Source organism: Streptomyces sp. ID05-39B, assembly GCF_033794725.1.
GTDB classification, from domain to species: Bacteria; Actinomycetota; Actinomycetes; order Streptomycetales; family Streptomycetaceae; genus Streptomyces; species Streptomyces bobili.
Window position 1 is genome coordinate 16,342 of sequence record NZ_JARGEF010000081.1, and the last position, 14,493, is coordinate 30,834.

The window sequence follows — 14,493 nt, forward strand, 5'->3', positions numbered from 1 at the left end:
CCATGGACCACCGACTCTCCCCCGAGCTGGAAGAACTCCGGCGCACCGTCGAGCAGTTCGCGCACGACGTCGTCGCGCCGAAGATCGGCGACTTCTACGAGCGGCACGAGTTCCCGTACGAGATCGTCCGCGAGATGGGCCGCATGGGCCTGTTCGGGCTGCCGTTCCCCGAGGAGTACGGCGGCATGGGCGGCGACTACCTGGCGCTGGGCATCGCGCTGGAGGAACTGGCCCGAGTCGACTCCTCGGTGGCCATCACCCTGGAGGCTGGGGTGTCGCTGGGCGCGATGCCGATCCACCTCTTCGGCACCGAGGAACAGAAGCGCGAGTGGCTGCCGCGGCTGTGCTCCGGCGAGATCCTGGGCGCGTTCGGCCTGACCGAGCCGGACGGCGGCAGTGACGCGGGCGCGACGCGTACGACGGCCCGGCTGGACCCGGACACCGACGAATGGGTCATCAACGGCACGAAGTGCTTCATCACCAACTCGGGCACGGACATCACGGGACTGGTCACGGTCACCGCGGTGACCGGCCGCAAGCCGGACGGCAGGCCGCTGATCTCCGCGATCCTCGTCCCGTCCGGCACCCCGGGCTTCACGGTCGCCGCGCCCTACTCCAAGGTCGGCTGGAACGCCTCGGACACCCGCGAGCTGTCCTTCACGGACGTCCGGGTGCCGGCCGCCAACCTGCTGGGCGAGAAGGGCCGCGGCTACGCCCAGTTCCTGCGCATCCTGGACGAGGGCCGCGTCGCGATCGCGGCGCTGGCGACGGGCCTCGCGCAGGGCTGTGTGGACGAGTCGGTGAGGTACGCGAAGGAGCGGCATGCCTTCGGCCGGCCGATCGGCGCCAACCAGGCGATCCAGTTCAAGATCGCCGACATGGAGATGAAGGCCCACACGGCCCGCCTCGCCTGGCGCGACGCTGCGTCCCGTCTGGTGTCCGGCGAGCCCTTCAAGAAGGAGGCGGCCCTGGCGAAGCTGTACTCCTCGACGATCGCCGTGGACAACGCGCGTGACGCCACCCAGGTGCACGGCGGCTACGGCTTCATGAACGAGTACCCGGTCGCCCGCATGTGGCGCGACTCCAAGATCCTGGAGATCGGCGAGGGCACGAGCGAGGTCCAGCGGATGCTGATCGCGAGGGAGTTGGGCTTGGTGGGCTGACGGCCGCGTCAGCCCACCAGGGGAGGCCCGCCTCAGCCGCCCAGCAGGCCGCGCAGGCCCTCGATCAGGTCCCGTACCGGCGTCGCCGCCGCGCCGAGTGCGGCTACGGCGCCGGTGAGGGCGGCCAGGGCCGCGCGCCGCTGGGCGGCGGGGCGGGTGCCGTCGGCGACGACCGGCAGGTTGTCGTCGACGGTCCGGGCGGCCTCCGGGTCCAGGGCGCCGCGCAGTCGGTCGAGTTCGCGCCGCAGCGCCTCGACCGCCTCCTGGGCGGGGAGCGGCTGACCGCCCTTCACGATGCCGACGTTGCGGCTGCCTCCGTTCATGGCCACCTGGTCGCCGCTGCCGTAGCTGTTGAAGGTGTCGCCGCTCACTTCTTCACCATGCCCGTGTTGTGGAGACCGCCGTACATGTTGACCGTGTCCCCGAACTGGTAGTTCTTGGGGTTGACCTGGAGGCTCTCCACCCGGACCTGGAACTCGGCCTCGGGGTTCTCGATGGCGTGGACGATGTAGAGGACGAGCTGCCGCAGTTGGGCCGGGTTGGGCAGGGTCACCAGGGCGGTGGATCCGCTGGAGGTCTCGACGGCCAGGACGTGTTCGTCCGGGGAGACCCACACCTTCACCGTGTGGAAGAGCAGCCCGAGCACCACGGCCACGCCGAGCACCCACACCACCTGCGCGTTGTCGTTCCGGGAGTTGTACGACGAGGAGTTGTCGTTGACCACCTGGACCACGACGAACACCAGGATGGTGATGCCCGTCCATTTGAGGAAGTCGTTGAGCGCTTCCATCCGTTTGGGCTTGAGGACGAAGGTATGGACGCGAGCGACGTTGTGCAGCGGGTAGACCGCCTCTCCGACCCACAGCAGCCGTCTGCTCACCTTCAGCTCGACGGTGCGCCCGTTGCCCGGAGGCGGCGGTACGGGTACCGACGCCCCGAGTGTTCCCTGAGTCTCCACAAGTCCCCCCGTCAGCACATGTACCTGTGGGGACCATTAAGCAATCGAAGGAGTCGGAGCAAGAGGCGATTTACGGTCAACTCGCCCAACCGGCCGACGGGTTGATTGGATCCGAAGGGCGTGGCGGCCTTGCATGACCGGGGTCGGAGGGCCCCGGCCCCTGGACAAGATCTGAGGTTAGGCTAACCTACCTTCGAATTGTCCGGCGGTGATCCGCCCCGTTCGAAAGCAGCCACCTTCATGTCCAACGCCAGAGCCAATCACCTCACCCGTCGCGGCATCATCGCCGCTGGTGGCGCCCTCGGCCTCGGTGCCGTGCTGGCAGCCTGCGGGGACGACGACTCCAAGAGCGGTGGCTCGAAGTCGACGGAGAGTGCCGCCGCCAAGTCCGGCCCCTGGACGTTCAAGGACGACCGCGGTACCACCGTGAAGCTCGACAAGACCCCGGCGAACATCGTCGCCTTCACCGGCGTCGCGGCCGCCCTGTACGACTACGGCATCCAGGTCAAGGCCGTCTTCGGGCCGACCAGAACCACCGACGGCAAGGCCGACGTACAGGCCGGCGACATGGACATCACCAAGGTCGAGGTCATCGGCAACGTCTGGGACGAGTTCAACGTCGAGAAGTACGCGGCCCTCGCGCCCGACGTGCTCATCTCCACGACCTTCGACAACACCGGCACCCTCTGGTACGTCCCCGAGGCCTCCAAGGACAAGATCGCCAAGCTCGCCCCGAGCGTCGCGGTCTCCGTCTACGACCGGCAGCTCACCGCTCCGCTGGAGCGCATGTGGGAGCTGGCCGAGTCCCTGGGCGCCGACATGGCCGCCGCCGCCGACGCCAAGAAGCGCTTCGAGACGGCCGCCACCCGGCTGCGCGCCGCCGCCAAGGCCAAGCCCGAGATCAAGGTCATGGCCGGTTCCGCGAGCGACCAGCTGTTCTACGTCTCCGGCACCAACCTCTCCATCGACCTGGAGTACTTCAAGGCACTCGGTGTGAACTTCATCGAGCCGCCGGAGAGCGCCAAGGCCGAGGGCGGCGGCTGGTACGAGTCGCTGAGCTGGGAGAACGTCGACAAGTACAAGGCCGACATCATCATGATGGACGACCGTTCCTCGACGATCCAGCCGGCCGACATCGCCAAGCCGACCTGGAAGCAGCTCCCCGCGGTGAAGGCCGGCCAGGTCATCCCCCGCTCGCCCGAGCCGATCCTGTCGTACGACAAGTGCGTGCCGCTGCTGGAGAACCTCGCCGAGGCGCTCGAGAAGGCCAAGAAGGTCGCCTGACACGGGTGACCGGGGGCGCGGGTGAGCCGCAGGCCGGCACAGCCGTACGTCCCCGAGAAGGCCGGCTGTCCCTCCCCACACGTCAGGAGCCCGCATGACCACGGCCCTTGCCGCCCCGTTCCGTTTCTTCTCGCTCCAGGTCGTGCGGACGAGGCGGCTCGGTCCGTCCCTGGTCCGGGTGACGTTCGCCGGGGAGGACCTCCGCCACTTCTTCTCCGACGGCTACGACCAGTCGCTGTCGCTGTTCCTGCCGCATCCGGGGCAGGACGCGCCGGCCGTTCCCGTCGAGCTGGGGGACGGCTGGTGGCAGGGCTGGCGTGAACTGCCCGACGACGTACGGGCGGTGATGCGTTCGTACACGCTGCGGGAGCTGCGCCGGGATCCCGACGAGGTCGACATCGACTTCGTGCTGCACACCCCGGCCGGGCCTGCCTCCGCGTGGGCCGACCGGGCGCGCGCCGGTGACCGGGTGCTCCTGCTCGGCCCCGCCGTCGCCGGCAACCGGGCGATCCGGTTCCGGCCGCCGCAGGACACCGATCTGGTGCTGCTGTGGGGCGACGAGACGGCCCTCCCGGCGATCGCGTCGATCCTGGAGTCGCTGCCCGCCGGACAGCGCGTCCGGGCCTGGCTGGAAGTGCACGACCCCCACCACGCGCAGGAGCTGGTGACCTCGGCGGACGCCGAGATCACCTGGCTTGCCGACGGGACCTCCCTCGACGCCGTGCGTGAGGCCGAACTCCCTGCCGCCGAGCGGCCGTACGCCTGGATGGCCGGCGAGTCGGGCTCGGTGAAGGCGCTGCGCCGGCACTTCGTGCGGGAGCGCGGCATCGACCGGCGCCGGGTCACCTTCGTCGGGTACTGGCGCCAGGGCATGACCGAGGAAGAACTGCGCGCCGCCGAGTAGCGACCACCATGCCCGCCGGGGCGGTTGACCGGCGGGCGGCGTGATCACCGTCACGGGCGAAGGCTGCGACCCGATCGCCCAACTCAGATTAGGCTTACCTAAGTTGAATCCGAGGTTCCGCCCCCGTGTCCGTCCCGCGGCGGACCCGTCCCCATCCCCGGAGGACCCCCACGATGCGCTCGCACCTGCTCAATGACACGACCGCGGAGCGGTACCGCCGCACCGTGACCGAAGGAGTCGAGCGGGTGGCAGCCAAACTCGCCGCCACCGACCGTCCGTTCACCGGCATCACGGCCGACGCCCTCGCTCCACGCATCGAGAGCATCGACCTCGACCGGCCCCTGGGCGACACCACGGCGGTACTGGACGAGCTGGAGGAGGTCTACCTCCGCGACGCGGTCTACTTCCACCACCCCCGCTACCTCGCCCACCTCAACTGCCCGGTCGTCATCCCGGCCGTGCTCGGCGAGGCGGTCCTGTCCGCCGTCAACTCCTCCCTGGACACCTGGGACCAGTCGGCCGGCGGCACCCTCATCGAGCGGAAACTGGTCGACTGGACGACCGCCCGCATCGGCCTCGGCCCGGCCGCCGACGGCGTGTTCACCTCCGGCGGCAGCCAGTCCAACCTCCAGGCGCTGCTGCTGGCCCGCGAGGAGGCCAAGACCGACTCCCTGGAGAAACTGCGCATCTTCGCCTCCGAGGTCAGCCACTTCAGCGTGAAGAAGTCCGCCCAGCTGCTGGGCCTCGGCCAGGACGCCGTGGTCACCATCCCCGTCGACCACGACAAGCGCCTGCAGACCGTCGCCCTCGCCCGCGAACTGGAGCGCTGCGCGCAGGACGGCCTCGTCCCCATGGCCGTCGTCGCCACCGCCGGCACCACCGACTTCGGCTCCATCGACCCGCTGCCCGAGATAGCCGGACTGTGCGAGCAGTACGGCACCTGGATGCACGTCGACGCCGCCTACGGCTGCGGCCTGCTCGCCTCGGTGAAGTACCGCGACCGTATCGACGGCATCGAGCACGCCGACTCCGTCACCGTGGACTACCACAAGTCCTTCTTCCAGCCGGTGAGTTCCTCCGCCGTGCTGGTCAAGGACGCGGCCACGCTGCGCCACGCCACCTACCACGCCGAGTACCTCAACCCTCGCCGCATGGCGGCGGAACGTATCCCCAACCAGGTCGACAAGTCCCTCCAGACGACCCGCCGCTTCGACGCGCTCAAGCTGTGGATGACACTGCGCACCATGGGCGCCGACGGCATCGGCCAGCTCTTCGACGAGGTCTGCGACCTCGCGGTGCGGGGCTGGGAACTGCTGGCCGCCGACCCGCGCTTCGACGTCGTCGTCGCGCCGTCGCTGTCCACCCTGGTCTTCCGCTGCATTCCCGCGGCCGTGACCGACCCGGCCGAGATCGACCGCGCCAACCTGTACGCCCGCAAGGCCCTGTTCGCCTCCGGCGACGCGGTGGTCGCGGGCACCAAGGTGAGCGGCCGCCACTACCTGAAGTTCACCCTGCTCAACCCGGAGACGACGGTCGACGACATGGCCGCCGTACTGGACCTGATCGCCGGCCACGCCGAGCAGTACCTGGGAGAGTCCCTTGACCGCGCGTCCTGAAAACCCCGCCGCCACCCACGACTTCGTCGGGATCGGGCTCGGCCCCTTCAACCTCGGCCTCGCCTGTCTGACCGAGCCGATCGAGGAACTCCACGGCGTCTTCCTGGAGTCGAAGCCCGGCTTCGAGTGGCACGCGGGCATGTTCCTCGAAGGCGCGCACCTCCAGACGCCGTTCATGTCCGACCTGGTGACACTCGCCGACCCGACCTCGCCGTACTCCTTCCTCAACTACCTGAAGGAGAAGGGCCGGCTGTACTCGTTCTACATCCGCGAGAACTTCTACCCGCTGCGCGTCGAGTACGACGACTACTGCCGCTGGGCCGCGAACAAGCTGACCAGCGTGCGCTTCTCGACGACGGTCGCCGAGGTGACCTACGACGAGGCCGCCCGGCTGTACGTCGTGAGCACCACGGCCGGCGAGGAGTTCCGCGCCCGCCACCTCGTCCTGGGCACCGGCACCCCGCCGTACGTCCCCGAGGCCTGCGAGGGACTCGGCGGCGACTTCCTGCACAACTCCCGCTATGTGCAGCACAAGGAGCAGCTACAGAAGAAGGACTCGATCACGCTGGTCGGCTCCGGCCAGTCGGCCGCCGAGATCTACTACGACCTGCTCAGCGAGATCGACGTCCACGGCTACCGGCTGAACTGGGTGACGCGCTCGCCGCGCTTCTTCCCCCTCGAATACACCAAGCTCACGCTGGAGATGACGTCCCCCGAGTACGTCGACTACTTCCACGAGCTGCCCGAGCCCACCCGCTACCGGCTCACGGCCGAGCAGAAGGGCCTCTTCAAAGGCATCGACGGCGACCTCGTCAACGAGATCTTCGACCTGCTCTACCAGAAGAACCTCGGCGGCCCGGTGCCCACCCGCCTGCTCACCAACTCGGCGCTGCGCGGCGCACGGTACGAGAACGGCACGTACACCCTGTCCTTCAGGCAGGAGGAACAGGGCAAGGACTTCGAGCTGGCCTCGCAGGGCCTGGTCCTGGCCACCGGCTACAGGTACGCCGAGCCCGAGTTCCTCAAGCCGGTCCGCGACCGGCTGCGCTACGACTCGCAGGGCAACTTCGACGTGGCCCGCAACTACGCCGTCGACACCACGGGCCGCGGTGTGTTCCTGCAGAACGCGGGCGTGCACACACACAGCATCACCAGCCCGGACCTCGGCATGGGCGCCTACCGCAACAGCTACATCATCCGCGAGCTGCTCGGCAGCGAGTACTACCCGGTCGAGAAGACCATCGCGTTCCAGGAGTTCAGCGCATGAGCACCACCTCCGCGGCCGTCGGCCGTCTCACCCTCCGCCCCCTCGACCCCCTGAGGGACGCCGAGCTGCTGCACTCCTGGGTGACGCACCCCAAGGCGGCCTTCTGGATGATGCAGGAGGCCAAGCTGGTGGACGTCGAGCGGGCCTACATGGAGATCACCGCCGACGAGCACCACCACGCCCTGCTCGGGCTGCACGACGGGGTGCCCGCCTTCCTGATGGAGTACTACGACCCGCGCCACCGTGAGCTGGTCGGCCTGTACGAGCCGCGGCCCGGCGATGTCGGCATGCACTTCCTGGTCGCCCCCACCGACCGGCCCGTGCACGGCTTCACGCGCGCGGTCATCACCGCCGTCATGGCACGCCTCTTCGCGGACCCGGCCACCGAGCGGATCGTGGTCGAGCCCGACGTCTCCAACACGGCCGTACAGGCCCTGAACAAGGCCGTCGGCTTCGTCGCGGAACGCGAGATCCAGAAGCCGGAGAAGCCGGCGCTCCTCAGCTTCTGCACACGGGAACGTTTCGTCGCGGCCACGGGGGTGCGCGTATGAGCCTCGCCGACGCCGTGGCCCACCTCTCCCCCGAGCGCTGGGAGAAGGCCAACCGCCTGCTGGTCCGCAAAGCCCTCGCGGAGTTCGCGCACGAGCGGCTGATCACCCCCGAACGCACCCCCGACCCCACCGGCGAATCCGCCACCGCGCGCACCGGCGACCCCACCGGCGACCGGTACGTCGTCCGCAGCGACGACGGCCTGACGTACTACCGCTTCACCGCCGTACGCCGCGCCCTCGACCACTGGCAGGTCGACGCCGACTCGATCACCCGCAGCCGCGACGGTGCCGAACTCCCGGTCGCCGCCCTGGACTTCTTCATCGAGCTGAAGCACACGCTCGAACTGAGCGACGAGATCCTGCCGGTCTACCTGGAGGAGATCTCCTCCACCCTCTCCGGTACCTGCTACAAGCTCACCAAGCCGCAGATCCCGTCCGCGGAACTGGTGGAAAGCGGCTTCCAGGCCATCGAGACCGGCATGACCGAGGGCCACCCCTGTTTCGTCGCCAACAACGGGCGGCTCGGCTTCGGCGTCCACGAGTACCTGTCGTACGCCCCGGAGACCGCGAGCCCGGTCCGCCTGGTGTGGCTGGCCGCGCACCGGTCGCGCGCCGCGTTCACGGCGGGCGTCGGCATCGACTACGAGTCGTTCGTCCGGCAGGAGCTGGGCAAGGAGACCGTCGACCGCTTCGACGGCGTCCTGCGCGAGCGGGGCCTCGACCCGGCCGACTACCTCCTCATCCCCGTCCACCCCTGGCAGTGGTGGAACAAGCTCACCGTCACCTTCGCCGCCGAGATCGCCCGCGGCAACCTGGTGTGCCTGGGCGAGGGCGACGACGAGTACCTGGCGCAGCAGTCCATCCGGACGTTCTTCAACCGGACCAGCCCCGAGAAGCACTACGTGAAGACGGCCCTGTCCGTCCTCAACATGGGCTTCATGCGCGGCCTGTCGGCGGCGTACATGGAGGCCACCCCGGCGATCAACGACTGGCTGGCCCAGCTGATCGACAACGACCCGGTGCTCAGGTCGACGGGACTGTCGATCATCCGGGAGCGGGCGGCCGTGGGCTACCGGCACCTGGAGTACGAGGCGGCGACCGACCGCTACTCGCCGTACCGCAAGATGCTGGCCGCACTGTGGCGGGAGAGCCCCGTCGCCTCCCTCCGGGACGGCGAGTCCCTCGCCACGATGGCCGCCCTCGTCCACGTGGACCACGAGGGCAGGTCGGTGGCCGGCGCGCTGATCGAGCGGTCGGGCCTGGCCCCCACCGAGTGGCTGCGCCACTACCTGCGGGCGTACTACACCCCGCTGCTGCACACCTTCTACGCCTACGACCTGGTCTTCATGCCGCACGGTGAGAACACCATCCTGGTGCTGAAGGACGGGATCGTGCGGCGGGCGGTCTACAAGGACATCGCCGAGGAGATCGCCGTCCTGGACCCGGACGCGGTGCTGCCGCCCGAGGTGCGGCGCATCCGGGTCGAGGTCCCCGAGGACACCAAGCTCCTGTCGATCTTCACGGACGTCTTCGACTGCTTCTTCCGCTTCCTCGCCGCCGGTCTGGCCGCCGAGGGGATCCTGGAGGAGGACGGCTTCTGGCGCACGGTCGCCGAGATCACCCGCGAGTACCAGGAGGCGAACCCCGAACTCGCCGACAGGTTCCGGCAGTACGACATGTTCGCCCCCGAGTTCGCGCTGTCCTGCCTCAACCGGCTCCAGCTGCGCAACAACAGGCAGATGGTGGACCTGTCGGACCCGTCCGGCGCCCTCCAGCTGATCGGCACCCTGAAGAACCCGCTCGCCGGGTTCTGACCCACCGACCGGCGGACGCCCCCCGAGTACGGTCCTCGGGGGGCGTCCGTCGTCACCGCCGCCCGGGGCGAACAGGTGATGGAAGAATCCCCCCATGGCGGAAATCATCCAGAAGGACGGCACCTGGGTCTTCGACGGGGATGCCCTGCGGCTGACGCCGGGACGGGACAAGAACGTCGGCCTGCTCCGCAGGACCCTCGGTGAACTCGTCGTACCACTGCGGGCGTTGGCGGGGATCTCGTTCGAGCAGGGCAAGAAGTCGGGCCGGCTCGGGCTGCGGCTGCGGGACGGCGCCTGCCCGCTGCTGCACGCCACCGGCGGCCGGCTCACCGAACCCCACAACCCCTACCGGCTCGTCGTGGAGCCGGACCGCTACGGCGTCGCCGAGTACGTCGTCGACGAGGTGCGCAACGCACTGCTCCTCGACCAGGTCCCGGCCGGGCCGGTGGACGCCTACCTGCTGCCCGGCCCGTCCATACCCCTGTCGGTGTCCGCCGGGGACGGCACCGCGAACTTCGACGGCGAGCGGGTGCGCCTGGAGTGGAACTGGAAGACGGAGGACGCCAAGGCCGCCGGTGGCGCGCGCACCCTGCCCGTCGACGAGATCACGGCCGTGGAGTGGTATCCGTCGGCCGGGCTGGAGAACGGCCATCTGCGCTTCACCGTCCGGGGCGTGCCGGTGAAGACCCCGGCCAAGTACGACCCGAACGCGATCGAGCTGTGGGGCTTCAGGAAGGACCCGCTGATGGCCCTCGTCGCGGCCGCCGTACAGGCCAGGCTGGCGCACCCGGCCGCGGCCCCCGAGGACGCCGTACGGCCGCCCGCGGACGCGCCACGGGCCGTCGCCGCCGCTCCCGCCGCTCCCGCCGAGGACGGTCATGACGCGCTGCTGCGGCGGCTGCGGGAGCTGGGCGAGCTGCACCGCGAAGGCGTGCTGACGGAGGAGGAGTTCACGCTGGCCAAGCAGGCGGTCCTCAAGCGCATGTAGGAGCCCGGCGAGGACGGCCGACCACGTTGCCCCCGAGGTCCCCTACAATCCCCTGCCCGGAATCGGGCAGGATTGTTGCGAAACTCTCGCCGGTACCCCAGGATCTACCGGGTGCACGACGAACTCGTTGATCACCTGACGCGCTCCACCCCCCTCAGCCGGGGTGAGGCCCTGCGGGTGATCCAGGACGTTCTCGCCTACTTCGACGAGACGACCGAGGATTTCGTCCGTCGCCGCCACCGCGAGCTCCAGGCCCAGGGCCTGGTCAACGCGGAGATCTTCGAACGGATCGCGGCGGACCTGACATACCGGGCGGTGGCACCGCCGGAGCCGACACTCCGCCAGCTGCGCCGCATGGTCTACGGCTGACCGGCCGGCCCGGCCCGGGACCAGCCAGAACTACAGAGGGATTGCCTACATATGTGCGGAATCGTCGGATACATCGGGAAGCGTGACGTCGCGCCCCTGCTCCTGGAGGGCCTCCAGCGCCTGGAGTACCGCGGCTACGACTCCGCGGGCATCGTCGTCACCTCCCCGAAGACGGCCGGCCTGCGGATGGTCAAGGCCAAGGGGCGCGTCCGCGACCTGGAAGCCAAGGTCCCGGCCCGCTTCAAGGGCACCACCGGTATCGCCCACACCCGCTGGGCCACCCACGGCGCCCCCTCCGACGTGAACGCGCACCCGCACATGTCGGCCGACCTCAAGGTCGCCGTCGTGCACAACGGCATCATCGACAACGCCTCCGACCTGCGCCGCAAGCTGGAGGCGGACGGCGTCGAGTTCCTCTCCGAGACCGACACCGAGGTCCTCGTCCACCTCGTCGCCCGCTCCCAGGCCGAGAAGCTGGAGGACAAGGTCCGCGAGGCGCTCCGCGTCATCGAGGGCACCTACGGCATCGCCGTCATGCACGCCGACTTCAACGACCGGATCGTCGTCGCCCGCAACGGCTCCCCGGTCGTCCTCGGCATCGGCGAGAAGGAGATGTTCGTCGCCTCGGACATCGCCGCCCTGGTCACCCACACCCGCCAGATCGTCACCCTCGACGACGGCGAGATGGCCACCCTCAAGGCCGACGACTTCCGCACCTACACCACCGAGGGCACCCGCACCACGGCCGAGCCCACCACCGTCGAGTGGGAGGCCGCCTCCTACGACATGGGCGGCCACGACACCTACATGCACAAGGAGATCCACGAGCAGGCCGACGCCGTGGACCGCGTGCTGCGCGGCCGCATCGACGACCGCTTCTCCACCGTGCACCTCGGCGGCCTCAACCTGGACGCCCGTGAGGCGCGCCAGATCCGCCGCGTGAAGATCCTCGGCTGCGGCACCTCGTACCACGCGGGCATGATCGGCGCCCAGATGATCGAGGAGCTGGCCCGTATCCCCGCGGACGCCGAGCCCGCCTCCGAGTTCCGCTACCGCAACGCGGTCGTCGACCCCGACACCCTGTACATCGCCGTCTCCCAGTCCGGTGAGACGTACGACGTGCTGGCCGCCGTCCAGGAGCTGAAGCGCAAGGGCGCGCGGGTCCTCGGCGTCGTCAACGTGGTCGGCTCGGCCATCGCCCGCGAGGCCGACGGCGGCATCTACGTGCACGCCGGCCCCGAGGTCTGCGTCGTCTCCACCAAGTGCTTCACCAACACCACGGTCGCCTTCGCGCTGCTCGCGCTGCACCTGGGCCGCACCCGCGACCTGTCGGTGCGCGACGGCAAGCGGATCATCGAGGGTCTGCGCCGGCTGCCCGCCCAGATCGCCGAGATCCTGAAGGGCGAGGAAGAGATCAAGGAGCTGGCCGAGCAGTTCACCGAGGCCCGCTCCATGCTCTTCATCGGCCGCGTCCGGGGCTACCCGGTCGCCCGTGAGGCCTCCCTGAAGCTCAAGGAGGTCTCCTACATCCACGCCGAGGCCTACCCGGCCTCCGAGCTGAAGCACGGCCCGCTCGCCCTGATCGAGCCCGCCCTGCCGACGGTCGCGATCGTCCCCGACGACGACCTGCTGGAGAAGAACCGCGCCGCCCTGGAGGAGATCAAGGCCCGCAGCGGCCGCATCCTCGCCGTCGCCCACCAGGACCAGGAGAAGGCCGACCAGACGATCATCGTCCCCAAGAACGAGGACGAGCTGGACCCCATCCTGATGGGCATCCCCCTCCAGCTCCTCGCCTACTACACGGCCAAGTCCCTGGGCCGCGACATCGACAAGCCGAGGAACCTGGCCAAGTCGGTGACGGTGGAGTAGTCACTCCCCTCGACACGACGGACCCCCCGTGATGCCACCATCCACGGGGGGTCCGCTCCATTCGCCGGGGAAGCCCAACTCCCCCTCGACGGCCGAAGCGATAACTGAGCAACCCTCACGGCGAGCAACCAGGTCCGCGAGAGCGGCGCCGGTTCAGGCGCAAAGGGGGATCAGCCCGTGGCCGTCACGCCGGGGCGGGCAGCCCGTCGCGGAAGTGCCGTGGGCCAGTGCGCGAGGGCGGCCGTCGCCGCGTACCAGGCGACGGCTCCCGCCGCGACGGCGAACCAGCCGCCGGCCTTGGCGAGACCCTCGTTCTCGGCGAAGTCCGCCACGGCGAGCAGGACGAGGGAGACGAGGAACAGCCCGTAGGTGCCCTTGGCGAGCTGGTCTGCGGCGGTGACCGTGAGGGTCAGCGCGACCAGGGCGAAGAGCAGCAGGAACAGGCCGGCCGCGTTCGCGGAGGCCTGGGCACCGGCCGAGGCGGCCCAGGTGAACCAGAGGGCGCCGACCGCCGAGAAGGCCGTACCCGAGACGGTGTCACGGTCGCGGAAGGCCATCAGGCCGGCGAGGAAGAGGGCGACTCCGCCCACGTACCGGGCGATCGGCACGGCGTCGGCCGCCGTGACGCCGTCGATGAGGGCGGTGTACCCGAGGCCGACGGCCAACAGGGTGACACCCAGGGCGAGTCGGCCGACGACGGTGGTGCTGTTTCCCGCAGAGACGTCGTTGTCCACGGCGGGGCTCCCTTCATGCGTGCGCGCTTGTGCGATGCACGGGTTATGCCCTTCACAAGGGCACAAACCACCTCTACGCACGAGTAGTTTCCCGGGGCGCGCAAGGGAGTTGGAGTTTCCCAGGGCTCATCTCACCTGGGAGAAGGGCGAGTTACGGAATGACGACGACGGGCCGCTTCGCCCGCTTGGCGAGCCGCCCCGCGACCGACCCGAAGATCCGCCCGACGATACCGTGCGTCGAGCCGACGACGATGGCGTCCGCCGCGTACTCCCGCCCCACCTCTTCGAGTTCATGGCAGATGTCACCGCCGCGCTCGACCAGGATCCAGGGCACCTCGGCCAGGTACTCGGCGCAGGCCAGCTCCAGACCGAGCACTTCGGTGCGGTGGTCGGGCACGTCCACGAAGACCGGCGGCTCACAGCCCGCCCACACCGTGGTGGGCAGCCGGTTGGCCACATGGACGATGATCAGGCCCGCGCGGGAACGGTGAGCCATGCCGACGGCGTACGCCAGGGCCCGCTCGCTGGACGTCGATCCGTCGAAGCCGACGACGACACCGTGCTGGAAAGCGGGATCACAGGCGGGGCGTGCCTCTTCCGCCGCCAGGGGCTCGGCCGCCGTGTGATCGGCGACGGGCCGCTTGCGGTCCGCTGGTTCGAAGAATTCGTGACCGGCCATGGCTGTCTCGGCGTATCGATCCTTGTTACGGGTGGGACGAGCGTGAGCGGCGGAGCGTGTCCGGGAATCATCTTCCCCACCCCATACCCCCAAGGGTACGGCGCCACGCCTCCAGGGCCCAGTCCCGCCCACGGTCCGTGGGGGGTTCCAGGGAGCATGCCCGAGGGGCCGCCCGTAACGCAATGGTTGCTGCCCCGTACAGGCGGTTCGCACGGCATTCACCTGCCCGCCCGTCATCCGATGAGTGACCGACCGGTCGAACGGGCGTTGAACCCCCCGAACCACCCCCCAGGGAGG

14 protein-coding genes are annotated in these 14,493 nt (G+C 69.5%); 10 read left to right on the forward strand and 4 right to left on the reverse strand.

The features are described from left to right. Positions 1 to 2 precede the first annotated feature (2 nt). Entirely contained in the window at positions 3 to 1,163 is a 1,161-nt protein-coding gene (locus P1P75_RS19245; protein WP_319256893.1) for an acyl-CoA dehydrogenase family protein, read from the forward strand. 32 nt (positions 1,164 to 1,195) lie between these two features. Here the strand turns inward: P1P75_RS19245 and P1P75_RS19250 are convergent, their stop codons facing one another. Further along, a complete protein-coding gene (locus P1P75_RS19250; protein WP_319256895.1) occupies positions 1,196 to 1,534 on the reverse strand; it encodes a hypothetical protein in 339 nt (112 codons plus the stop codon). Beyond that, a complete protein-coding gene (locus P1P75_RS19255) occupies positions 1,531 to 2,043 on the reverse strand; it encodes a DUF6232 family protein (RefSeq protein WP_319256898.1) in 513 nt (170 codons plus the stop codon). The genes P1P75_RS19250 and P1P75_RS19255 overlap by 4 nt, the downstream gene beginning before the upstream one ends. A 318-nt stretch (positions 2,044 to 2,361) precedes the next feature. Here P1P75_RS19255 and P1P75_RS19260 point away from each other — a divergent pair, with 318 nt between their 5' ends. The 9 genes from P1P75_RS19260 (at position 2,362) to glmS (ending at position 12,783) form a co-directional block, all read left to right on the forward strand. Further along, complete coding sequence (locus P1P75_RS19260) at positions 2,362 to 3,405, forward strand: ABC transporter substrate-binding protein (protein WP_319256901.1); 1,044 nt, start codon at positions 2,362 to 2,364, stop codon at positions 3,403 to 3,405. A gap of 94 nt (positions 3,406 to 3,499) precedes the next feature. Then, positions 3,500 to 4,309, forward strand: coding sequence for a siderophore-interacting protein (locus P1P75_RS19265; protein ID WP_319256903.1), 810 nt, complete (start codon positions 3,500 to 3,502; stop codon positions 4,307 to 4,309). A 173-nt stretch (positions 4,310 to 4,482) separates the two neighbouring features. Then, positions 4,483 to 5,925, forward strand: coding sequence for a lysine decarboxylase DesA (gene desA / locus P1P75_RS19270; RefSeq protein ID WP_319256905.1), 1,443 nt, complete (start codon positions 4,483 to 4,485; stop codon positions 5,923 to 5,925). Beyond that, on the forward strand, positions 5,909 to 7,192 hold the full coding sequence (locus tag P1P75_RS19275) for a lysine N(6)-hydroxylase/L-ornithine N(5)-oxygenase family protein (protein ID WP_319256907.1): 1,284 nt from the start codon (positions 5,909 to 5,911) through the stop codon (positions 7,190 to 7,192). The genes desA and P1P75_RS19275 overlap by 17 nt, the downstream gene beginning before the upstream one ends. Further along, complete coding sequence (locus tag P1P75_RS19280) at positions 7,189 to 7,743, forward strand: GNAT family N-acetyltransferase (RefSeq protein ID WP_319256909.1); 555 nt, start codon at positions 7,189 to 7,191, stop codon at positions 7,741 to 7,743. Before P1P75_RS19275 ends, P1P75_RS19280 begins: the two co-directional genes overlap by 4 nt. After that, on the forward strand, positions 7,740 to 9,557 hold the full coding sequence (locus P1P75_RS19285; protein ID WP_319256911.1) for an IucA/IucC family siderophore biosynthesis protein: 1,818 nt from the start codon (positions 7,740 to 7,742) through the stop codon (positions 9,555 to 9,557). Before P1P75_RS19280 ends, P1P75_RS19285 begins: the two co-directional genes overlap by 4 nt. A gap of 94 nt (positions 9,558 to 9,651) precedes the next feature. Beyond that, positions 9,652 to 10,545, forward strand: coding sequence for a DUF4429 domain-containing protein (locus P1P75_RS19290; RefSeq protein WP_319256914.1), 894 nt, complete (start codon positions 9,652 to 9,654; stop codon positions 10,543 to 10,545). Between the two features lie 111 nt (positions 10,546 to 10,656). Next, positions 10,657 to 10,914 carry a hypothetical protein gene (locus P1P75_RS19295; protein ID WP_319256916.1) on the forward strand — a complete coding sequence of 86 codons (258 nt, stop codon included), beginning with the start codon at positions 10,657 to 10,659 and terminating at the stop codon, positions 10,912 to 10,914. A gap of 51 nt (positions 10,915 to 10,965) precedes the next feature. Next, positions 10,966 to 12,783: a glutamine--fructose-6-phosphate transaminase (isomerizing) gene (glmS, locus tag P1P75_RS19300; RefSeq protein WP_319256918.1), complete on the forward strand. Its 1,818-nt coding sequence runs from the start codon at positions 10,966 to 10,968 to the stop codon at positions 12,781 to 12,783. A 170-nt stretch (positions 12,784 to 12,953) separates the two neighbouring features. Here glmS and P1P75_RS19305 read toward each other — a convergent pair whose 3' ends face one another. Both P1P75_RS19305 and P1P75_RS19310 read right to left on the reverse strand, forming a co-directional pair. After that, the gene (locus P1P75_RS19305) at positions 12,954 to 13,517 is read right to left on the reverse strand and encodes a GPR1/FUN34/YaaH family transporter (protein ID WP_319256920.1); all 564 of its coding nucleotides are present in this window, start codon (positions 13,515 to 13,517) and stop codon (positions 12,954 to 12,956) included. Between the two features lie 151 nt (positions 13,518 to 13,668). Then, the gene (locus P1P75_RS19310; protein ID WP_319256922.1) at positions 13,669 to 14,196 is read right to left on the reverse strand and encodes a universal stress protein; all 528 of its coding nucleotides are present in this window, start codon (positions 14,194 to 14,196) and stop codon (positions 13,669 to 13,671) included. Positions 14,197 to 14,493: the final 297 nt, after the last annotated feature.

What these genes read in the sequence shown, in the direction of transcription:
- P1P75_RS19285 (WP_319256911.1), top strand. Translation starts at nt 7,740, where the DNA reads ATGAGCCTCGCCGACGCCGTGGCCCACCTCTCCCCCGAGCGCTGGGAG.
- P1P75_RS19280 (WP_319256909.1), top strand. Translation starts at nt 7,189, where the DNA reads ATGAGCACCACCTCCGCGGCCGTCGGCCGTCTCACCCTCCGCCCCCTC.
- glmS (WP_319256918.1), top strand. Translation starts at nt 10,966, where the DNA reads ATGTGCGGAATCGTCGGATACATCGGGAAGCGTGACGTCGCGCCCCTG.
- P1P75_RS19265 (WP_319256903.1), top strand. Translation starts at nt 3,500, where the DNA reads ATGACCACGGCCCTTGCCGCCCCGTTCCGTTTCTTCTCGCTCCAGGTC.
- P1P75_RS19290 (WP_319256914.1), top strand. Translation starts at nt 9,652, where the DNA reads ATGGCGGAAATCATCCAGAAGGACGGCACCTGGGTCTTCGACGGGGAT.
- P1P75_RS19260 (WP_319256901.1), top strand. Translation starts at nt 2,362, where the DNA reads ATGTCCAACGCCAGAGCCAATCACCTCACCCGTCGCGGCATCATCGCC.
- P1P75_RS19245 (WP_319256893.1), top strand. Translation starts at nt 3, where the DNA reads ATGGACCACCGACTCTCCCCCGAGCTGGAAGAACTCCGGCGCACCGTC.
- P1P75_RS19310 (WP_319256922.1), bottom strand. Translation starts at nt 14,196, where the DNA reads ATGGCCGGTCACGAATTCTTCGAACCAGCGGACCGCAAGCGGCCCGTC.
- desA (WP_319256905.1), top strand. Translation starts at nt 4,483, where the DNA reads ATGCGCTCGCACCTGCTCAATGACACGACCGCGGAGCGGTACCGCCGC.